This is a genomic window from Microbacterium sp. CFSPD4_SD4 (assembly GCF_057364585.1).
Map to the genome: position 1 here is coordinate 662,515 of NZ_JBNFOC010000001.1, position 20,474 is coordinate 682,988.

Sequence of the window (20,474 nt, forward strand, 5' to 3'; positions counted from 1 at the left end):
AGTCTACGAGGGGCCACGGACATCGGCTCCGAGAACGCCGAACGCCCCGGTTCCTGCGGCCGCCACGTCGGCCCGTCTCGCGGCACGGACCGCGAGCAGGACCCCGCCCAGCAGCATCGCGGCGGCGACGGGTGCCAGGAGCGCGGTCGCCCCGGTGATCTGCCGCTCGGTGAGCAGCCAGACTCCGAACGCGACCGGCTGGGCGAGCAGCTGGACCGTGAGGAAGCGGCCGGCGGTCGGAAGCAGGATCGGAAGGGCCACACGCGAGGACGGCGGCACCACGAGACTCAGCGACGCGCACACGTGCAGAGCATGCACGCACAACAGCGCCAGCGCCGTCCGGCCGGGATCCGGCTCCGTGAGGATCACCCCGAACGGCAGGCACGCGAGCGCCACCCAGGCGGCGAGGCTGCGCGGGATCGCGGCGGCGACGAGCGCGGCGAGCACGGCGATGCCCTGCCACAGCGGGAACGGGATAAGCAGCAGGGCCCCGCAGGCGGCCACGGCGACCATCGCGAGCCGGATGACGATGCCCGGCACCGCGGCGCCGGTGCGGAACGAGCGGACGGAACGACTCATCGGCGCCCCGTCCCCCGGCGCGTGAGACGACGCGCCGCCAGCCGCATCGCCGCATCGGCTCCGCTCGACCACGGCACCACCTCGACGCCCGCGTGGTCCAGCTCCGTCAGGATGTCGGCGCGTTCGGCGAGCAGCGTGCGAAGCGCGATCCGCTGTTCCCTGGTGAGGCGGGTCGCCTCCGGCACAGGGAGCACGTCGACCGCCACGACGGCGTGGCCCGCGGCACGCCAGCTCGTCGCCAGCCGCGCGGCGACCCCGTCGACGAACGTCGAGAGCACGAAGACGATCGAGCCGGGCGGCACCACCGGCGAGCGACGATACGAGGGGTCGGCGCCGAGGCCGGTGGCCGCGATGGCGCGGCGGAGACGGGCGAGGTGCCGCACTCCTCCACCGGACGGCAGCGACACCCCGTCCGGGGAGAGCGCGTGATAGGCGACCCGGTCCCCGACGCCGATGGCGGCCGTGGCGATCGCCAGGGCAGCCTCACGCGCGTGATCGAGCGACGTGACCCCGGAGCGATCGGCGTCGCCGCTCCCCCACGCGGCGACGACGGTACCCAGGTCTTCGGCGGTGTCGATCGCGATGACCACCGAGGAATCGCTCAGCGCGTCGTCCCTGCGCACCAGCAGGTCGCCGGGGCGACGGGCGGCTCGCGCGGTCGCCCGCCAGTCCACCCGCCGGAGCTCATCCCCCGGGACGAAGGGCTGGATGTCGCGGAAGTCCCCACCCTGACCGGGGCGCGAGCCCGGATGGGCACCGTGGAGTCCGGTGAGTCGCGGCGCCACCGGGAGGGCGCTGATCCGCACGCCGCGCGGGGGCGCGTTCCAGACGACCGCCATCCGGGGAAGGAGCCCCGTGACCCACGCACCGTCGAGGTCGGATCCCCGCGCGGTCACGCCGAGCGGCTCGCTCGGACCGGAGTGCTGCAGAGCACTGCGGGCCGTGACGCACGCGGCGCCGGGCCGTACGTCCGCGAGGCCGGTGCGCCGCCCGTCCTGATCCACCGCGACCTGTACGGCGTCGGCCGTCAGCAGCACGTCCACGGTGGTCCGCACCTCCGGGCGGTCACCGTCGCCGACGGCCTGGGCCCGCAGCGCGATGCGTGCGTGTCCGGGACGGGGGCGCGAGAGGAGCGCCCAGCCCGCGGTCAGCGCCAGCGGCAGCCCGAGGGCGACGACGTCCGGACGCGAGGAGGCGAGCCCGACCGCCGCGAGGATCGCGGCGCCGGCGATGCCGAGCGCGATGACCGGCGTGCGCCGCCACGTGAGTGCGGCGGTGGACTCGGTCGCCGTCTCGTCCGTCACGGCGTCGTCGCGACCGTCGGAGGCACCGGCGTCCGAGCCAGCGCCGCGTCCACCACCGTCCGCGGATCGACGCCCTGCGCCCAGGCCTGCGGCGTCAGCGTCAGGCGGTGAGCGAGGACCGGCACCGCGATGCGCTTGATGTCGTCCGGCCGCACATACGCCCGGCCGTCCAGCGCGGCGAGCGCGCGGCCGAGGAGGACGAGCGCCTGCGAGCCGCGCGGGGACGCGCCGACGGCTACCGTCGCCGCCTCGCGGGTGGCGCGGGCGAGTTCGACGGCATACCGCACGACGTCGGGATCGACGTGGATGCGCTCGACCGCCGCTTGGAGGCGCTGGAGGCCCTCCGCGTCCAGAACGGGTGCGACCTCGACATCCGGGCTCTGCCGCTCGACGCGGTCGAGGATGATGCGCGCCTCCTCCTCAGCGCCGGGATAGCCCACGGAGAGCCGCACCATGAACCGGTCGAGCTGGGCTTCGGGCAGCGCGTACGTCCCCTCGTACTCGATCGGATTCGAGGTCGCGATCACGTGGAACGGCCGTGGGAGGGCGAACCGATTGCCCTCCACCGTCACCTGGCGCTCGGCCATGGCCTCGAGCATCGCCGACTGCGTCTTCGGCGTCGTCCGGTTGATCTCGTCCGCGAGCAGCAGGCCCGTGAAGAGGGGGCCGAGGCGGAAGGCGAACTCTCCGGTCGAGGGCGAGTACACGTACGAGCCGGTGACGTCGCCGGGAAGCATGTCAGGAGTGCACTGCAGCCGACGGAAGTCCAGGCCGAGGGCCCCCGCCAGACTCCGCGCGGCGAGCGTCTTGCCGAGGCCGGGGACGTCCTCGAAGAGCACATGTCCCCCGGCAAGGATCGTGGCGAGCGCCAGAGTCAGAGGCTCGTCCATCCCGACCACCGCTGTCCGGACGCCGGCGAGCACGCGGCGTCCGACGTCGGCGATCTGCGCGGTCTCATCGTTGGTCATGAAGTCTCCTCCGTGTCGGTCGGGATGCGGTCGAGGGCGTCGAGGACGCGCTCGATGTCGGCACGCTGCACGTCACGCGCGTGCAGGGACGCTCGAACGCCGTCCCCCAGCATCGCGTCGATGCGCGGGTGGTCGTCAGGATCGTCGAGGTCGAGGCCGCGATGGGCGAGGCGGCGCCGGACGACCCCCTGCACGCGCCGCACGACGACGTGCCCGGCGACGCCCGTGCGGGTGTTGATCGCCCAGGCCATCCGCGACACGTCCGAGCCGCGCGATTCCGGCCGCGGCGCCTCCGGCGGCCACACGACCGCCTCGTCGACGAAGACCTGCCGGGTGGCCGCGACCACCGCGAGCAGGAGGAGGGTCCAGGCCACGGCGAAGGCGGCAGGCACTCCGAGCACGAGGAGCACGGTGAGGAGAGCGGCCCCGATGAGGGCGCTGATCACCGTCACGACGATGCCCTTCACCGCCACCCCTCTTTGATGCCCCGGAGGGCGACCACGGCGCTCTGTCGGTCCTGCTCGTCTGCGACCAGCCCACCGAAGCGGACCCGCTCGTACAGCCCCTGGAGCCGGAGCACGTCGGCCGCGATGCTCCGGCGGGCACCGACCACCCGGGCCGTGAACTCCGCCGGCGTCTCGGCGGCTCCGCGACCGTGGCCGGCGTCGGCGGCGGATTCCTCCAGTCCGACCCACGCGGCGACGATCGCATCACCGGGATCGGGCCTCGCTGTCACGGTGCGCAACGCGGCGGAGACCCCGCGGCGGATGACCTCCTCGTTCGGAGGTACCGCGGGAGTGCTGCCACCGTCCTCCCCGGCGGCAGCGGTGACCTCACGACGATCGAGCGGACGTGCCTGCCACAGCCGTCGGAGGAAGCGGAGGAGCTGGCGCAGGACCACGAGGACGAGCGCGAGGACGGCCAGCGTCAGCAGCGCCCCGAAGACCACCCCGAGAATCTGCGCGAGAGCGGAATCACCCCGGGACTCCGGGGGCGGTGGTGTCCCGGTCGTCGACGGGACCGGGAGGACGACGTCTTCCGGGCGCGGCGCCGTGTTCTCCGATCGGGACGACGAGAACTCCGGGGTGCCCTGTCCCGCGGCAGCGAGCATGAGGACCCCGAACAGGCCGGCGATCGCGGCGAGGCCGAGCAGCGGCGCGGTCGCCCCTGACCGGCGCACGGCCTCCGGTGCACGGACCGGAGGCTCTGGGCGCGACATGCCTCCACCCTAGGGGCGCGGCCCGAGACGGCCCCGTTCCGCACCGGGGTGCCGCGGAACGGGTCAGCTCTGCTCGGGGCGCCGCCCCGCGAAGGCCCCGAGCCCGTCGCGGAGGGCGGCGATCTCGCCGATGCCCATCCCCACGGCGGCCATCACCTGTCGCGGCACATCCACGGCCCTCGCACGCAGAGCCGCCCCGGCATCGGTGAGCGTGATCTCCAGTCGGCGCTCGTCTTCACTGCTGCGCTGGCGCGTCACCAGGCCGTCGGCCTCGAGCCTCTTGACGAGGGGCGACGCGGTCGCGGGCTCCAGCGCGAGGTCGGCGGCGAGGTCGTTCAGGGTCCGCGGCGACCGCTCCCACAGGGCGAGCATCACCAGGTACTGCGGGTGCGTCAACCCGAGCGGCTCGAGGATCGGCCGGTAGATCGCCACGACGTTCCGCGCCGCCGTGACCACGGCGAAGCAGAGCTGATTCTCGAGCCGGAGCAGATCGTCGGTGTCAGTCACGGTCCTGACTATACATCCGCACGAATCATTAGTACACTAATGAACATGTCACGCGACTCCAGCCGCCCCCCTCTTCGCACCCGCATCCGCGAGGCGGGGGGCCTTTACACCTGGGTGAACACCAACCTCGTGCGTCTCGCCGGCCCGGCCTCGGTCGGGCCGTACGAGAAGACGCCGCCGCCCAGCGCCGCGGAGCGCGCCGAACGGGCCTGTCCGCTGTGCGGCGCGCCGATGACCGAGCACGAGATCGATCGCTCGGGCCCGAAGACGCTGGTGCACTGCCCGTAAGCTCCCTCGGCGTCAGTCGTCGTCATCGGCGAGCGCGGCGCCGACCGACTCCCGGGCCATGTCGATCCACGTCATGAGCGCGGCGTCGTCGGCGATCGCCGAGGCTGCGACATCGATCCAGCCGGACCCCATGGTGCGGGATCCCATCACGGCACGCGCGGCCCCGGGCAGCGTCACGGCGACAGCCCCGTTCTCCTCATCCACGCGGACGAGAAGCGTCCCGTCCTTCCGGGCACCCACGAGGATGCGCCCCTCGTCGAGGAATGCCCTGGTCCCGAACATCCGGCGCTCCTCTATGGAAGGGTCGGCCCCGAGCAGTGCGCGGACGCGGTCCGCGAGTTCCTCTCCTGCGGCATCCATCTCGGCTCCGTCTACGCGTGCCCGGCCCGCTCCATCGACCGGAGCTCCTTCTTCAGATCCTGCACTTCGTCGCGCAGGCGCCCGGCGAGCTCGAACTTCAACTCCGCGGCTGCCGCAAGCATCTGATCGGTGAGGTCCTGGATCGTGGCCTCCAGCTGCTGAGCGCCCTCGGCCGCGATCCCGGTGCGCCGCAGGTTCGGCGTCGGCGACTTGCCCTTGCCCGACGCGCGGCCCCGGCCGGACATCAGCTCCGCCGTATCCTGACCCTCGCGCGCCAGCACCTCTGTGATGTCGGCGATGCGCTTGCGCAGCGGCTGCGGATCGATGCCGTGCTCCTTGTTGTACGCGATCTGCTTCTCACGCCGACGGTCGGTCTCCTCGATGGCCTTGGCCATGGAGTCCGTCATGTTGTCCGCGTACATGTGGACTTCACCCGAGACGTTGCGCGCCGCGCGGCCGATCGTCTGGATGAGTGAGGTCCCGGAGCGGAGGAAGCCCTCCTTGTCCGCGTCGAGGATCGCGACGAGCGACACCTCCGGGAGGTCGAGTCCCTCGCGCAGCAGGTTGATACCCACTAGGACGTCGTACACACCGGCGCGCAGTTCGCTGAGAAGCTCGACGCGACGCAGGGTGTCGACGTCGGAGTGCAGGTAGCGCACGCGCACGCCGTGCTCACCGAGGAAGTCGGTCAGCTCCTCCGCCATCTTCTTCGTGAGGGTCGTGACGAGGACGCGCTCGTCCCGCTCCACGCGAAGCCGGATCTCTTCGAGGAGATCGTCGATCTGCCCCTTCGACGGCTTGACGATGATCTCCGGGTCGACCAGGCCGGTCGGGCGGATGATCTGCTCCACCACGCCGTCGGCGATGCCCATCTCGTACTTGCCCGGGGTGGCGGACAGGTAGACGGTCTGCCCCACGCGGTTCTTGAACTCGTCCCAGCGCAGCGGTCGGTTGTCCATCGCGCTCGGCAGCCGGAATCCGTGGTCGACGAGGGTGCGCTTGCGGGACGCGTCGCCTTCGTACATCGCGCCGATCTGCGGCACCGTGACGTGGGACTCGTCGATGACGAGCAGGAAGTCGTCCGGGAAGAAGTCGAGGAGCGTGTGCGGGGGCTCGCCGGGCATGCGTCCGTCCATGTGACGCGAGTAGTTCTCGATGCCGGAGCAGAATCCGAGCTGCTGGAGCATCTCCAGGTCGAAGGTCGTGCGCATCCGGAGGCGCTGCGCCTCGAGGAGCTTGCCCTGACGCTCGAACTCCTTCAGCCGCTCCTCCAGCTCGTGCTCGATGGTGCCGATGGAGCGCTGGATGACGTCGGTGCCCGCGACGTAGTGCGAGGCGGGGAAGATCGGCACGGCGTCCAGCTTCTCGATGACCTCGCCCGTGAGCGGGTGCAGCGAGTAGAGCGCCTCGATCTCGTCGCCGAACAGCTCGATGCGGATGGCGTGCTCCTCGTACACCGGGATGATCTCGATCGTGTCGCCGCGCACGCGGAAGTTTCCCCGCGAGAAGTCGACGTCGTTGCGGTTGTACTGCATCGCGATGAACTGACGGATCAGGGCGTCGCGGTCGTACCGCTCCCCCACCTGCAGCGCGACCATGGCGCGCAGGTACTCCTCCGGAGCACCCAGGCCGTAGATGCAGGAGACGGTCGACACCACGACCACGTCACGCCGGCTCAGCAGGGAGTTCGTCGTCGAGTGGCGGAGCCGCTCGACCTCCGCGTTGATCGAGGAGTCCTTCTCGATGAAGGTGTCCGTCTGCGGGACGTACGCCTCGGGCTGGTAGTAGTCGTAGTACGAGACGAAGTACTCGACGGCGTTGTTCGGCATGAGCTCGCGGAACTCGTTGGCGAGCTGTGCCGCGAGGGTCTTGTTGTGCGCGAGCACGAGCGTGGGACGCTGCACCTGCTCGACGAGCCAGGCCGTGGTCGCCGACTTGCCCGTTCCGGTGGCGCCGAGCAGCACGATGTCGGTCTCGCCCGCGTTGATACGGGAGGCCAGCTCGGCGATGGCCTGCGGCTGGTCACCGGCAGGGGCGTACTCGCTGATGACCTCGAAGGGGCGGACACTGCGGGTGGGCTGCATACATCAAGCGTATGCCGCCCCTCCGACATCGGGGCCGCGTCCGGCGGCGACACCGCTTCAGCTCGCGCGGAGCCGGTTCCAGAGCGCGTCCGTCTGGGCCAGCGTGTCCGCGATCGATCCTGCGGTGTCGATCACGACGTCGGCGATCGCGAGCCGCCGGTCGTCCGGAACCTGGGCGGCGATCCGTCCGCGGGCCTCGTCGGGCGTCATCCCGCGCAGGTGCACGAGCCTCTCGAGGCGAACCTCCTCCGGGGCATGGGCGACGACGATCGCATCCCAGGGGTCGTCGACACGAGCCTCCACGAGAAGCGGCACGTCGTACACGACGACGGCATCCGGATCAGCCTGGAAGGCGGCGTCGAAACGACGCTGGGACTCGGCCCGTACGGCCGGGTGCACGATGGCGTTCAGCTGTGCGAGACGGCCCGGATCGGCGAACACGGTCGCACCGAGAGCGGCTCGGTCGAGCGACCCGTCTTCGGCGATGACCTCGTCACCGAACGTCCGCGCGATCGCGCCGAGCACCTCGGATCCGGGCGCCTGCACCTCGCGCACGATCCGATCCGCGTCGACGACCACCGCGCCGAGTTCGGCGAGCCGGTTCGCGATGGTGGACTTTCCCGACGCGATGCCTCCGGTGAGAGCGATGAGCGGCATCCGACCATCCTGCCACGCCTGTCCGAGGGCGGCGCACGACGCTGCCGCGGAACAATCGGGAAAGCTTCGGTCCCTCTTGAGGAAGACTTGACGGTCCCCTGAGGTGCGCTGCGTAACGTCGAAGCCATGACGAACACGGATGCCCCCGCACGCCCTGACCGCACCGAGCGACGCTCCCGGCGGCGCCCGATCATGGCGTTCGCGCTGGCCGTGCTCGCGACCGGAGGGATCGGTGCCGCGCTCACGAGCGCCGCGTGGACCGACAACACCTTCTTCAGCGCCCCGGCCGCAGGAGCCACCTTCAACCTCCAGGGTTCCACCGACGGGACCACCTGGAAGGAGTCGGCCGCGAAGAACAGCATCGAGCTCGTCGTGCCCGCGGAGAAGCTGGCCAACCTGCTCCCGGGCGAGACCCGCACGATCAAGCTCTGGGTGAAGAACGCCAGCTCCGTCAACGCCGCACTCACCTCGACCGTCGAGTACGCCCCCGGCAACACGGCGACGGACTTCACGGTCAAGCCGACGGCGACGATCACCGGGCTCGCGGCGTCGCTGACCTCCTCCGGCTCCACGGCGACCGATGAGTTCGACCTCGTCGTCACCACCCCGGCCGACTGGCCGACGAGCAACCAGGGCAAGACCGGCACGATCCTGGTCACGGTCTCCGCCACCGCCACCAACTGACCCCTCGCCCCGCAGCAGAGAACGAAGAGACGAACCGTGGTGCAGATCCTCCGCCGGCTCGCCCTGCCCGTGCTCTGGGCGCTGGCTGCCACGGGCGTGGGCTGCGGCGTCGTCTGGGGCGCCACGGCGATCGGGCTCATCCAGCCGCTCGTCGTGATCTCGGGCTCGATGGAGCCCGGGATCATGACGGGCGATCTCCTCATCGCCACGAAGGTCCCCGCCGACTCTCTGGAGGTGGGCGACGTCGTCAGCCTTCGGAGCGCGCTGACCGACTCCCTGGTGACTCATCGCATCACCGCCATCGAAGCCGCCGACGGCGCGCGCACGATCACCATGAAGGGCGACAACAACGAGTTCTCCGACGCTCTCGACTATCCGGTCACCGGCGATGTCTGGAAGCCGGCGGTGCAGCTTCCCGGTTGGGGGACCGCCATCATGCGGATGACCACGCCCGCCGTCGCCGTCCCGCTGCTCCTCGGACTCCTGGGGCTGCTCGGCCTGAGCATGATGAGCCCTGGGGAGCGACCGGCGCGGAAGCCGCTGACCACGTGATGCCGGCACGACGGGTGTCCCCGATGGCCGGCTTCGCGGTCGCGATGGCGTTCGTCTTCCTGGCCGTCGCCCAGGGAAGCGTCTCGACCACTACCGCGGCGTGGACGGATCGGACCGTGGTCACGGCGACGGTGACGTCCGCCTCGGCATGGTTGTCGCCGTTCGCGGGGAACACGTGCAAGGCCTACAGCAGCCAGTCGGCAGCTCCCACCAGCTGCGCGATCACGGCGATCCGCTACGAGGAGATCAGCGACACCTCCGGCCACTTCTACATCAGCACGAACGCCCCGGGCGGGTCGCACCACGTCGACGTCGACGTGGATCTGAAGAAGGCGACGGGCCTTCCCCGGACGTGGACCTCGTGGACCGCTGCGGGGGTGCTCCCGGGCAGCCACGTCACGCCGGACCCCGCGTGGACGTGCTCCTCGTTGCCCCGGCTCACCGGCCGCAGCCTCGACTGGCACCTCACCGACCTTCAGGTTGCCGTGACGCTGCAGCGCACCACGGCGAACACGATCTGCACCTGAGCCTCCTGGGCACGGCGCGGCTCCCCTCAGCGCGCGAGCAGCTGCCGTCGGGAGCTGATCACCCCGGTGTCGAAGCCGGCGAGATGCAGGCCGCCGTGGAAGCGGGCGTGCTCGATCTTGATGCAGCGGTCCATGACCACCGAGAGCCCCGCCGCCTCCGCGATCGCGGCGGCTTCCTCGTTCCAGGAGCCGAGCTGGAGCCACAGGGTCTTCGCGCCGCTGTCGATCGCCTCCTGCGCGACCCCCGGGAGGTCGTCGTGACGACGGAACACGTCCACGATGTCGGGCTGCACGGGCAGGGCACTCAACGACGGGTAGACCGGCTGGCCGAGGATCTCGGTCTCCCTCGGGTTCACGAGATAGACGTCGTAGGCCGTGCTGGACAGCAGGTAGGTCGCGACGAAGTACGAGGCCCGTGACGGATTCCCGGAGGCACCGACGATGGCGATCGATCGCGCCCGCCGCAGCAGTCCGAACCGCTGCGGCTGCGAGGGCCCGGTCCAGGTGCGGCCCGGCTCCACGGCAGCGGGAAGCGCGCAGCTGGCGGCATCCGTGGTCGGCGGGATGGCGCAGGCGTCGCCGGCGGAGGTCGTGCTCATCGGTGGGCTCCCGTCGCGAGGGTGAGGGCCTGGTCGAGGTCCCAGATGATGTCCTCTGCGTCCTCCAGGCCGACGGAGATGCGGATCAGGTCGGGACGCACGCCCGCGGCGACGAGCTGCTCCTCGGTGAGCTGGCGGTGCGTGGTGGAGGCCGGGTGGATCACCAGGGTGCGGGCGCGCCGATGTTGGCGAGGTGGGACGCGAGCTGCAGGTTCTCGATGAACGCCTCCCCCGCGGCGCGGCCGTCCTCGGCGGCGACCCCGAACGCGAACACGGAGCCCGGTCCCAGCGGCAGGTATCGCGCGGCACGCTCGTGATGCGGATGACCGTCCAGCCCCGCCCAGGTGACGTAGGACACGCGGGGGTCGGCGGCCAGCCACTCGGCGACGACCCGGGCGTTGGCGATGTGGGCGTCGATGCGCTGCGGCAGCGTCTCCACGCCCTGCAGGAGCGCGAAGGCCGACTGCGGGCTCAGCGCCGGCCCGATGTCGCGCAGCTGCTCGGAGCGCAGCTTGGTCAGGAATCCGTACTCGCCGAAGTTCCCCCACCAGGAGATCCCGCCGTAGGAGGCCACCGGTTCGGTCATCTGCGGGAACTTGCCGTTCCCCCAGTCGAAGGTGCCCTTCTCGATGACCACGCCGCCGAGGGTCGTGCCGTGGCCGCCGAGGAACTTCGTGACCGAGTGGATGACGATGTCCGCCCCGTGTTCCAGCGGGCGCGCGAGGTACGGGGTGGCCAGCGTGGCGTCGACGACGAGCGGCACCCCCGCCTCATGCGCGACGGCGGCGAGTCCCGCGATGTCGGCGATCTCGCCCGACGGGTTCCCGATCATCTCGACGTAGACGACCTTGGTCTCCGGACGGATGGCCGCGGCGAAGTCGGCCGGGTCGGAGGAGCTGACGAACGTCGTCTCCACGCCGAACCGTCGCAGGGTGACGTCGAGCTGCGTCACCGTGCCGCCGTAGAGCTGCGCGGCGGCGACGACATGATCGCCCGCGCCCACGAGGGCGGCGAACGTGATGAACTCGGCGCTCATCCCCGAGGCGGTCGCCACGGCCCCGATACCGCCTTCCAGCGATGCCAGCCGCTCCTCCAGGGCGGCGACGGTGGGGTTGCCGATGCGCGAGTAGATGTTGCCGTACTTCTGCAGCGCGAAGAGGTTCCCGGCGTCGGCCGCACCGTCGAAGACGAACGACGTCGTCTGGTAGATCGGCACCGCCCGCGCTCCGGTGGCGGCGTCCGGTGTGCCGCCGGCGTGCAGAGCGCGGGTGCGGAACCCGAAACGGTGGTCCTCGGTCATGATGTCCTCGATTCTGCGGCGAGAGCGCCGGCGATGTCGTCGACGGCCCAGGGGTTCTGCAGTGACGTCGTGTCGCCGAGGGCCTGCGGAGTGCGTCCCGCTCGCCGATCCTGTTCGGCATCCCAGAGCTGCGCGAGCAGGCGGCGCATGATCTTCCCCGAGCGTGTCTTGGGCAGGTCCGGCACGACGACGACGTGCTTCGGCTTCGCGACCGGACCGATCGCGCGGGCGACCTCAGCACGCAGCGCGTGCACGTCGATCTCCGCCCGGCCGGACGGGGTGACGAACGCCACGACCGCCTGCCCGGTGACCGGATCCGCCACGCCGGCGGACCCGGCTTCGCCGACGGTCTCGTGCGCCACGAGCGCCGACTCGATCTCGATCGTCGAGAGGCGATGACCGGACACGTTCACGACGTCGTCGAGCCGGCCCAGGATCCAGATGAACCCGTCGGCGTCCCGGGTCGCCCCGTCTCCGGCCACGTAGTAGCCGCCGTGCGCGCCCACGCCGGCGTACGCGGACCAGTATGCGTCGCGGTAGCGCTCCGGGTTCCCCCAGACGGTCCGCGCCATCCCCGGCCACGGGCGCCGGACGACCAGCGTCCCGGATCGGCCCGGCGCCACCTCGTCCCCGTTCTCGTCGACCACCGCGACGTCGATGCCCGGAAGCGGGACGGACGCAGAGCCGGGCTTCAGCGGCGTGATGCCGGGCAGGGGGGCGATCATCGCGGCGCCGGTCTCCGACTGCCACCACGTGTCGATGACGGGGAGCTCCTCCCGCCCGAAGTTCCGGCGGAACCACACCCAGGCCTCCGGATTGATCGCCTCCCCCACCGTGCCGAGCAGTCGCAGGGTCGACAGGTCGTGGCCGCTCGGCAGCTCGTCGCCGAACCAGGTCATGAACGTCCGGATGAGCGTCGGGGCCGTGTAGTAGACCGTGACGCCGTAGCGCTCGATGATCTCCAGGTGCCGCTCGCGGCGCGGAGTGTCCGGCGTGCCCTCGTAGATGACCTGGGTGAGCCCGTTCGACAGCGGCCCGTAGATCTCGTAGGTGTGGGCCGTGACCCAGGCGAGGTCGGCCGTGCACCAATGGACGTCGTCGGGTTTGGCGTCGAAGTGCGCCCAGTGCGCCCAGCTCGCGTGGGTCAGGTAGCCACCGGAGGTGTGCACGAGGCCCTTGGGCTTCCCGGTCGTGCCGGAGGTGTAGATGATGAAGAGCGGGTGCTCGGCGTCGAAGGCCTCCGCCCGATGCGCGGTGGGAGCCGTGTCGACGACATCGTGCCACCACACGTCCCGGCCTTCGGTCCACGGGACGCCCTGTCCGGTGCGACGGAGCACGAGGACGTGTTCGAGGTCCGGCAGTCCCGCAGCGGCGGCATCGGCGGCGGACTTGACCTCGGTCGCCGTCCCCCGCCGGAACTGGCCGTCGCTGGTGACGAGCAGCTTCGCCCCGGTGTCCTCGAGCCGGAAACGCACGGCCTCCGCGGAGAACCCTCCGAAGACGAGCGAGTGGACGGCTCCGATCCGGGCGCACGCGAGCGTGACGCCCACGGTCTCCACGAGCACGGGGAGGTAGATCACCACGCGATCCCCCGGTCGGATCCCGAGGTCTTCCAGCGCGTGCGCCGCCTGGGCCACACGACGCTGCAGGTCGGCGTAGGTCACCGAGATCCGGTCGCCGGGCTCCCCTTCGAAATGCAGCGCGACCTTGTCTCCGCGTCCGGCGTCGACATGACGGTCCACGCAGTTCACCGCGACGTTCAGCCGCCCGCCGAGGAACCACCGCGCCGCGGGGACGGCACCATCGACGGGCGGCTCCCACTCGTGCACGGCCGTCCACGGCTCGGCCCAGTCCAGTCGGCGCGCCGCGTCCTCCCAGAAGGCCAGAGGATCAGCGGCCGCGCGCTCGTAGGCGTCCGCGGTCACGTTGGCGTCGAGGAACGCGGGCGACGGAGGATAGACCCGTTCCTCCAGCAGCCGAGCCTCGGTCGTCGTCACGTCCATCGCCGCAGCAGGTACTTCTCCAACAGTGCGAGCACGCCGTTGGTGATCGTGCCCAGCAGCGCGAGCAGCACGATGGAGAGCAGGATGCGGTCGACGCGCCCCGTGCTCTGGGAGTCGGTCAAGAGGAAACCGAGCCCCATGGACGAGGCGATCAGCTCGGCGGCGACCAGGAACAGCCACGCCTGGGCGAGCGCGAGGCGCAGGCCGGCGACGACGGACGGCACGACGGCCGGGAGCTGCACCGTCCGGAACAGCGACCATCCGTGCAGGCTGAAGGAGCGTCCCGCCTCGACGAGCTGCGGGTCCACATGCCGGAGCGCGGAGGCGACGGTCGTGTAGACCGGGAAGAACGCACCGATCGCGATGAGGGTCACCTTGGACTCCTCGCCGATCTGCATCCACAGGATCAGCAGCGGCACCCAGGCGAGCGACGGCACCGCGCGAACCGCGGCGAGAGTCGGGCTGAGCAGCACGTCACCCCAGCGCGAGAGCCCGACGATGCCGGCTGCGGCGAGGCCGACGACCGAGCCGATCGCGAATCCGAGCAGCACCCGCTGGACGGAGATGGCGATGTGGGTCCAGAGCTGTCCGGACTCGGCGAGTTCCACCCCGGCCTGGAAGACCGACGCCGGCGCCGGGAGGCGGTACGGCTCGATGAGACCGGCCGTCGTGACCACCTGCCAGGCGATGAGGATCGCGGCCGGGAGCAGGAGACCCGCGACGATCCGCACGACGGGCGGCAGACCACGCCGTGATCCTCCTGTCCCCCGCCGGGGAGCACCCTTCGCGAACTCGAGCGCGTCCCGCGATTCCGCCGGGACGACCACCCGATCCTCGAGACCAGTCACTCGCCTGCGCCCGCCTTCGTCGCGAAGGTGTCGTTGATGATGCTGGACAGCGCCTTGTCGACGGATTCCTGCCCACCCTGGACGTCGCCGGACTCGACGAGCACCGGAGCGATCTTCTCGAGCACCGCGAGCTGGTCGTCACCGGGGACGCCGTCCACGTCGAGGTTCGACCGCTCCTGGATGACCGTGGTCGCGACCTCGAGGTCGATACCGGCGACCTCTGCCAACAGGGCGGCGGTCTCCTCCGGGTTCTCCAGCGCCCACGCACGCGCCTCCTCGTAGGCGTCGACGACGGCCTGAGCGAGGTCGGGGTGGTTGTCGATGAAGTCCTCGGTCGCGTTGAGGAAGCCGTACGTGTTGAAGTCGACGTTGCGGTAGATGAGCTTGTCGCCCGACTCCTGCTCCGCGGCGGCCATGATGGGGTCGAGACCCGCCCATGCGTCGACCGAACCGCCGTCGAGCGCCGCGCGGCCGTCGGCGTGCTGGAGGTTCTGCACCTCGACGTCAGCCAGCGACAGCCCGCCCTCCTCCAGGGCCTGGAGGAGGAAGAAGTAGGGGTCCGTGCCCTTGGTGGCCGCGACGGAGGCGCCCTTGAGATCCTCCACCGAGGTGATGTCGCTGTCGGGCCCGACGACGATGGCCGACCACTCGGGCTGGGAGAAGATGTCGATCACCTGGATCGGCGAACCGTTCGCGCGGGCGAGCAGCGCGGCCGAGCCCGCCGTCGACCCCACGTCGACCGAACCCGAGCGGAGGAGCTCGTTGGCCTTGTTCGAGCCGGCGGACTGCACCCATTCGACGGTGACGTCGTCGCCGAGGATGTCCTCCAGGATGCCCTGGTCGCGGATCACGAGGCTGAGCGGATTGTAGGTCGCGAAGTCGATGGACAGCGTGTCCGCCGACCACTCGCCGTTCCCGGCCGGGGTGGACTCGGCCTCGGCGGACGCGTTCTCCCCGGCGACGCAGCCGGTGGCGACGAGCATCATCGTCCCGGCGACGGCGATCGCAGGGATGATGCGGCGGGTGATGGTGCTCATCGGGTCTCCTCGGGGGTGTGGTGGTGCGTGTCGACGCCGAGCCCTTCGAGGAGCTCGGCGCGCAGGTCGGCGAGGCCGCGGTCGGCGCGGTCTCGGGGGCGGATGCCGGGTACGCGGATCGTCCGCGCGACGGACGACGCGGGGTCGTCCGCGTCGCCGACGGTGCGCAGCAGCAGCACGCGATCAGCGAGATAGAGCGCCTCCTCCACGTCGTGGGTCACGAGCAGCACCGTGGTGGGCTCGGCCGCGTGGATCTTCAGGAGCAGGTCGTGCATGCGGAGGCGCGTGAGGGCGTCGAGCGCGCCGAACGGCTCGTCGAGCAGCAGGACTCCGGGGTTCCTGGCGAGAGCCCGGGCGAGGGAGGCCCGTTGCGCCATGCCTCCGGACACTTCACGGGGGCGCTGGTCGGCGGCGTGCTCGAGTCCCACGAGCTGCAGGAGTTCGCGGACCCGGGCGCGTCCGGCGCGGCGGGAGACGCCCCGGGGAAGACCGAGCTCGACGTTCTGCGCGAGCGTACGCCACGGGAGCAGCCGCGGCTCCTGGAACGCGATCGCCGTGCGCTCGTCGACGTCGGCGACACCGGAGCCGTCCAGACGGATCGTTCCACGCGTAGGGGTGTCCAGTCCGCCGATGAGGCGCAGCAGCGTCGACTTCCCACACCCGGACGGACCGACGACGGCAACGATCTCCCCTGCGACGATATCCAGGTCGATGCCGCGGAGCACCTCGCGTCGCCCCTGAGCGAGCGGGAACGACCGCGCGATGCCGTCCAGGCGCACGGGTTGTGCGGAGCCCGACGTCGTCGGGGCCTCAGCGGTGCGCGACGCAGCGGGCAGGAGGGCGGTCATGTCCCCATGCTGTCGGAGGCTCGGGAATGTTACGAATGCGGTCGTAACGTTGCGTCACGCAGCTGCTCCGCCGGATACCGGGCATGCGAAAAGGGCCGCCACACCCGCCGTGAGGCGGGGTGACGACCCTTTTCGGAGTGGTGCTTAGGAGTTGCCGCCCGAGAGCTTCTCGCGCAGAGCCGCGAGAGCCTCGTCATCGGCGAGCGTGCCGGCGCCGGCCGACTCGCTCGAGAAGGACTGGCCGCCGAAGTCGTCGCCGGCCGCAGCCTCGGCCTCGGCCGCCTTCGCGACCTGAGCCTTGTGCGCCTCCCAGCGAGCCTGGGCCGCAGCGTACTCCTGCTCCCATGCCTCGCGCTGGGCGTCGAAGCCTTCCTTCCACTGACCGGTCTCGGCGTCGAAGCCCTCCGGGTACTTGTACTCGCCGTTCTCGTCGTACTCGGCGAGCATGCCGTACAGGGCCGGGTCGAACTCGGTGCCGTTGGGGTCGACCGACTCGTTGGCCTGCTTCAGCGACAGCGAGATGCGACGACGCTCGAGGTCGATGTCGATGACCTTGACGAAGACCTCTTCGCCCACCGACACGACCTGCTCGGCCAGCTCGACGTGCTTGCTGGAGAGCTCGGAGATGTGGACGAGGCCCTCGATGCCGTCGGCGACGCGGACGAACGCACCGAACGGAACGAGCTTGGTGACCTTACCCGGCGTGACCTGACCGATCGCGTGGGTGCGGGCGAAGACCTGCCACGGGTCCTCCTGCGTCGCCTTCAGCGACAGGGAGACGCGCTCGCGGTCGAGGTCGACCTCGAGGATCTCGACGGTGACCTCCTGGCCCACCTCGACGACCTCGGAGGCGTGCTCGATGTGCTTCCAGGACAGCTCGGAGACGTGCACGAGGCCGTCCACGCCACCCAGGTCCACGAACGCACCGAAGTTGACGATCGAGGAGACGACACCCTTGCGGACCTGACCCTTGTGCAGGTTGTTCAGGAACGTGGTGCGCGACTCCGACTGCGTCTGCTCGAGCAGCGCGCGGCGGCTCAGGACGACGTTGTTGCGGTTCTTGTCGAGCTCGAGGATCTTCGCCTCGATCTCCTGGCCGAGGTACGGCGTGAGGTCGCGGACGCGACGGAGCTCGATGAGCGAGGCCGGGAGGAAGCCACGGAGGCCGATGTCGACGATGAGTCCACCCTTGACGACCTCGATGACCGTACCGGTGACGACGCCGTCGTTCTCCTTGATCTTCTCGACGTCTCCCCAGGCGCGCTCGTACTGTGCACGCTTCTTGGAGAGGATCAGGCGGCCTTCCTTGTCCTCCTTCTGGAGAACGAGGGCCTCGACCTCGTCGCCGACCTTGACGACCTCGTTGGGGTCGACGTCGTGCTTGATCGAGAGCTCGCGCGAGGGGATGACACCCTCGGTCTTGTAGCCGACATCGAGCAGGACCTCATCGCGGTCGATCTTGACGATCGTGCCCTCGATGATGTCGCCGTCGTTGAAGAACTTCAGGGTCTTCTCGACCGCGGCCAGGAAGTCCTCAGCAGATCCGATGTCGTTGATGGCGACCTGCTTGGTGGCCGGGGCGGTCGTTGCGGTAGTCATGTAGTGGGTTGTCCTTGTGAATGGATACTCGGGCTGCGGAGCATGGCCGCGCACGGCCGGGATGTGCTTCGCAGCAGGTGGATTGTGGTGTGTTCGTCACCTGGGCATGCGTGTACACGCCACGAGTGACAGTTCAGGCTATCAGAAGTTGCCGTCCGCGAAAGAGCGGATTCGTGCGAGCTTCTCTGTGGATAACGTCGGCGCCGCTCCGTCCATTCCGCGTACGGTGGCCCGGTGATGTCGCCCACCGCTCTCCGCATGCTCGCCGTGCTGGCCCTCGGCGTCTCGGCCCTGTCCGCCTGCGCCCCCGCTCCGGAGCCCACGCCGACCCCCTCCCCCGCCTTCGCCTCCGAGGAAGAGGCCTTCGCCGCCGCCGAGGCTACGTACCGGGCGTATGTTGAGGCGTCAAACGATACCGACCTCAGCGATCCGGCTTCTTTCGAGGGCGTTTTTTCTTGGCTACGCGATGAGGCACTGGCTTCCGCAAAGACCAACTTCTCCCGCTTTCACGCAGAAGGTTGGAAACGCTCGGGCGACACGACGTTCGATCAATTCATTCCTGTCTCCTTCGGCGACGAATCAGTTACGGCGCGCCTTTGCGTCGACGCGTCAGCGGTGAGGCTCTGGGACGGATCGGGAAACGAGGTCAGTTCTGACCGGCCTGGCCGCCAGGCTGTCGAGGTTCTGCTTATCACGGCGCCGACGACAAGCACAGGACTGGCAATCTCCTCGACTGCTGCGACTGAGGAACTCTCGTGCTAGTCATCCGTTCGCTGTCGGTTGCCGCGCTGGTGTTTGTCCTCGCGACCTCTGAGAGCGACCCAAGTGGATCGCAGGCCGGAGTGGAAGACGTTTGGGCCTCCAACACAGGGGATTCGCTCGTGGTTCGCGTCAGCGATTCTGAACGGTCGGCTTTTGATGGCACCAACTCTCCCGTGCCCCTTCACTCCGCCCCAGAACCAAAACGCGAACCGTGCAAGACGGACACGGCGCTGAGCCGGTCGTGCGGCATGTACGGAGTGCGGGTGACGGAGGAGTCCGAGCACCCGCTCACGATCGAGGACCTCGCACAGTTCGCGCCCGACCCCGTGACGACGACAGCGGAGCCCGGGAACGCCGGCGTCGTGGGGATGGCGACGAACTTCGTGGCGACCGTCGCGGCGCACACGGTGAGCGGCACACTCCTCGACCGGCCGGTGACGGTGCGCTTCACACCCGCGCGGTCGTCTTCGACCACGGCGACGGGACGACGGCCACCGCGCCGGACGGCGGCCGCACGTGGGCGACGCTCGACCAAGCGCCCTTCACCGCGACCCCCACGAGCCACGTCTACACCCGACGCGGCACCTACACGACGAGGACGACGGTCGCCTATACGGCGGAGGTCGACGTCGGCGGGGGCTGGTTCCCGGTGTCCGGCGAGCTTTCGGTCGATGGCGCATCCAGGCAGATCCGCATCTACGAGGCGACCACCGCGCTCGTGGCACGGACGTGTGAAGAACGACCCGCGGCTGCGGGCTGCTGAGCACCCGCGGGGCACGCTCTACCCTGAATCCATGACCCGCGCCGAACGCCTCATGCTGCTCGACACCGCCAGCCTCTACTTCCGCGCGTTCTACGGCGTTCCCGACAAGGTGACAGCCCCCGACGGCTCCCCCATCAATGCGGCGCGCGGCCTGCTGGACATGATCGCGAAGCTCGTGACCACCTATCAGCCGACCCACGTCGTGGCGTGCTGGGACGACGACTGGCGCCCGCAGTGGCGAGTGGACCTCATCCCCAGCTACAAGACGCACCGCGTGGTGGAGGTCGTGGCGGGTGCGCCCGACGTCGAGGAAGTGCCCGACCCGCTGGAGGCGCAGATCCCGCTGATCCGCGAGACGCTCGCGGTCCTCGGCATCCCGATCGTCGGCGTCGCCGAGCATGAGGCGGATGACGTCATCGGCACCCTCGCGACGCACGCGACGATGCCCGTCGACATCGTCACCGGCGACCGCGACCTGTTCCAGCTCGTCGACGACGAGCGCGACGTGCGTGTGATCTACACGGCGCGCGGCATGAGCAACCTCGAGGTCGTGACGGACGCCACTGTGGTCACCAAGTACGGGGTGCTCCCCTCGCAGTACGCGGACTTCGCGACGATGCGCGGCGATGCGTCGGACGGACTCCCGGGCGTCGCCGGGATCGGCGAGAAGACCGCCGCCACCCTGCTGCAGAAGCACGGCGACCTCGTCGGCATCCGGGAAGCCGCGGAAGCGGGCGAGGGCATGAGCGCCGGCATCCGCGCGAAGATCCTCGACGCGCAGGCGTATCTCGATGTCGCCCCCACGGTCGTCGCCGTCGCCACGGAGCTCCCGATCACCGCTCCCGATGTCGCGCTGCGAGCCCTCACGCCGGACGAAGCGGCGGAAGCCACGGCCCTCGCCGAGCGCTGGAACCTCGGAAGCTCGATGACACGGGCCGTCACCGCGGTCACCGCGGCCGCGAGCCAGATCACCGAGGGCTGACGCG

At 70.3% G+C, this 20,474-nt stretch carries 21 protein-coding genes and 1 pseudogene; 6 read left to right on the forward strand and 16 right to left on the reverse strand.

Annotated features, from left to right (window positions below; all coding sequences use genetic code 11):
• Window positions 1–3 precede the first annotated feature (3 nt).
• The 6 genes from AC2W7E_RS03330 to AC2W7E_RS03355 all read right to left on the reverse strand — a co-directional run bounded on the left by AC2W7E_RS03330 (window position 4) and on the right by AC2W7E_RS03355 (window position 4,577).
• On the reverse strand, window positions 4–579 hold the full coding sequence (locus AC2W7E_RS03330; RefSeq protein ID WP_338566286.1) for a hypothetical protein: 576 nt from the start codon (window positions 577–579) through the stop codon (window positions 4–6).
• On the reverse strand, window positions 576–1,883 hold the full coding sequence (locus AC2W7E_RS03335; RefSeq protein WP_062766802.1) for a DUF58 domain-containing protein: 1,308 nt from the start codon (window positions 1,881–1,883) through the stop codon (window positions 576–578). The genes AC2W7E_RS03330 and AC2W7E_RS03335 overlap by 4 nt, the downstream gene beginning before the upstream one ends.
• Entirely contained in the window at window positions 1,880–2,851 is a 972-nt protein-coding gene (locus tag AC2W7E_RS03340; protein ID WP_249521023.1) for an AAA family ATPase, read from the reverse strand. The genes AC2W7E_RS03335 and AC2W7E_RS03340 overlap by 4 nt, the downstream gene beginning before the upstream one ends.
• On the reverse strand, window positions 2,848–3,318 hold the full coding sequence (locus AC2W7E_RS03345) for a hypothetical protein (protein WP_338566289.1): 471 nt from the start codon (window positions 3,316–3,318) through the stop codon (window positions 2,848–2,850). Before AC2W7E_RS03345 ends, AC2W7E_RS03340 begins: the two co-directional genes overlap by 4 nt.
• A complete protein-coding gene (locus tag AC2W7E_RS03350; protein ID WP_485988527.1) occupies window positions 3,315–4,070 on the reverse strand; it encodes a DUF4129 domain-containing protein in 756 nt (251 codons plus the stop codon). The genes AC2W7E_RS03345 and AC2W7E_RS03350 overlap by 4 nt, the downstream gene beginning before the upstream one ends.
• A gap of 63 nt (window positions 4,071–4,133) precedes the next feature.
• Window positions 4,134–4,577, reverse strand: a complete 444-nt coding sequence (locus tag AC2W7E_RS03355) for a MarR family transcriptional regulator (RefSeq protein ID WP_315106120.1) — start codon at window positions 4,575–4,577, stop codon at window positions 4,134–4,136.
• A gap of 39 nt (window positions 4,578–4,616) precedes the next feature.
• Between AC2W7E_RS03355 and AC2W7E_RS03360 the strand changes: the two genes are divergently transcribed.
• A complete protein-coding gene (locus AC2W7E_RS03360; protein WP_060921196.1) occupies window positions 4,617–4,865 on the forward strand; it encodes a hypothetical protein in 249 nt (82 codons plus the stop codon).
• A 12-nt stretch (window positions 4,866–4,877) separates the two neighbouring features.
• Here the strand turns inward: AC2W7E_RS03360 and AC2W7E_RS03365 are convergent, their stop codons facing one another.
• From AC2W7E_RS03365 to coaE, 3 genes are read right to left on the reverse strand one after another with little or no spacing between them, the layout of a single operon-like run.
• A complete protein-coding gene (locus AC2W7E_RS03365; protein WP_249521026.1) occupies window positions 4,878–5,225 on the reverse strand; it encodes a TfoX/Sxy family protein in 348 nt (115 codons plus the stop codon).
• A gap of 11 nt (window positions 5,226–5,236) precedes the next feature.
• Entirely contained in the window at window positions 5,237–7,309 is a 2,073-nt protein-coding gene (gene uvrB / locus AC2W7E_RS03370; protein WP_025105040.1) for an excinuclease ABC subunit UvrB, read from the reverse strand.
• A gap of 57 nt (window positions 7,310–7,366) precedes the next feature.
• Window positions 7,367–7,966 carry a dephospho-CoA kinase gene (gene coaE / locus AC2W7E_RS03375; protein WP_062766818.1) on the reverse strand — a complete coding sequence of 200 codons (600 nt, stop codon included), beginning with the start codon at window positions 7,964–7,966 and terminating at the stop codon, window positions 7,367–7,369.
• Between the two features lie 126 nt (window positions 7,967–8,092).
• On the opposite strand from coaE, the gene AC2W7E_RS03380 reads away from it, so the two are divergent.
• The 3 genes from AC2W7E_RS03380 to AC2W7E_RS03390 are packed head-to-tail and all read left to right on the forward strand — an operon-like array spanning window position 8,093 to window position 9,729.
• Window positions 8,093–8,650 (forward strand): hypothetical protein, encoded by a 558-nt coding sequence (locus AC2W7E_RS03380; RefSeq protein WP_062634042.1) that lies wholly within the window; start codon window positions 8,093–8,095, stop codon window positions 8,648–8,650.
• Window positions 8,651–8,686: 36 nt separating this feature from the next.
• Entirely contained in the window at window positions 8,687–9,202 is a 516-nt protein-coding gene (locus tag AC2W7E_RS03385) for a signal peptidase I (RefSeq protein ID WP_231729464.1), read from the forward strand.
• Window positions 9,203–9,225: 23 nt separating this feature from the next.
• Window positions 9,226–9,729 (forward strand): hypothetical protein, encoded by a 504-nt coding sequence (locus AC2W7E_RS03390; RefSeq protein ID WP_062766821.1) that lies wholly within the window; start codon window positions 9,226–9,228, stop codon window positions 9,727–9,729.
• Between the two features lie 26 nt (window positions 9,730–9,755).
• Here the strand turns inward: AC2W7E_RS03390 and AC2W7E_RS03395 are convergent, their stop codons facing one another.
• The 7 genes and pseudogenes from AC2W7E_RS03395 to rpsA form a co-directional block, all read right to left on the reverse strand.
• A complete protein-coding gene (locus tag AC2W7E_RS03395) occupies window positions 9,756–10,328 on the reverse strand; it encodes a CoA-binding protein (protein WP_082758503.1) in 573 nt (190 codons plus the stop codon).
• Window positions 10,325–11,628: pseudogene (locus tag AC2W7E_RS03400) on the reverse strand (O-acetylhomoserine aminocarboxypropyltransferase/cysteine synthase family protein). The gene AC2W7E_RS03395 and the pseudogene AC2W7E_RS03400 overlap by 4 nt, the downstream one beginning before the upstream one ends.
• Window positions 11,625–13,631 (reverse strand): acetate--CoA ligase, encoded by a 2,007-nt coding sequence (gene acs / locus AC2W7E_RS03405; RefSeq protein WP_485988528.1) that lies wholly within the window; start codon window positions 13,629–13,631, stop codon window positions 11,625–11,627. The pseudogene AC2W7E_RS03400 and the gene acs overlap by 4 nt, the downstream one beginning before the upstream one ends.
• Window positions 13,622–14,479 (reverse strand): ABC transporter permease, encoded by an 858-nt coding sequence (locus AC2W7E_RS03410; RefSeq protein WP_062766830.1) that lies wholly within the window; start codon window positions 14,477–14,479, stop codon window positions 13,622–13,624. Before AC2W7E_RS03410 ends, acs begins: the two co-directional genes overlap by 10 nt.
• Complete coding sequence (locus AC2W7E_RS03415; protein WP_025105049.1) at window positions 14,476–15,516, reverse strand: aliphatic sulfonate ABC transporter substrate-binding protein; 1,041 nt, start codon at window positions 15,514–15,516, stop codon at window positions 14,476–14,478. Before AC2W7E_RS03415 ends, AC2W7E_RS03410 begins: the two co-directional genes overlap by 4 nt.
• Entirely contained in the window at window positions 15,513–16,364 is an 852-nt protein-coding gene (locus AC2W7E_RS03420) for an ABC transporter ATP-binding protein (protein WP_485988529.1), read from the reverse strand. The genes AC2W7E_RS03415 and AC2W7E_RS03420 overlap by 4 nt, the downstream gene beginning before the upstream one ends.
• A 144-nt stretch (window positions 16,365–16,508) precedes the next feature.
• Window positions 16,509–17,963, reverse strand: coding sequence for a 30S ribosomal protein S1 (rpsA, locus tag AC2W7E_RS03425; protein ID WP_025105051.1), 1,455 nt, complete (start codon window positions 17,961–17,963; stop codon window positions 16,509–16,511).
• Between the two features lie 237 nt (window positions 17,964–18,200).
• Between rpsA and AC2W7E_RS03430 the strand changes: the two genes are divergently transcribed.
• Together AC2W7E_RS03430 and AC2W7E_RS03435 are read left to right on the forward strand one after the other, a co-directional pair.
• A complete protein-coding gene (locus tag AC2W7E_RS03430) occupies window positions 18,201–18,725 on the forward strand; it encodes a hypothetical protein (protein ID WP_485988586.1) in 525 nt (174 codons plus the stop codon).
• A gap of 794 nt (window positions 18,726–19,519) precedes the next feature.
• Complete coding sequence (locus AC2W7E_RS03435) at window positions 19,520–20,470, forward strand: 5'-3' exonuclease (protein WP_062766845.1); 951 nt, start codon at window positions 19,520–19,522, stop codon at window positions 20,468–20,470.
• Window positions 20,471–20,474 lie beyond the last annotated feature (4 nt).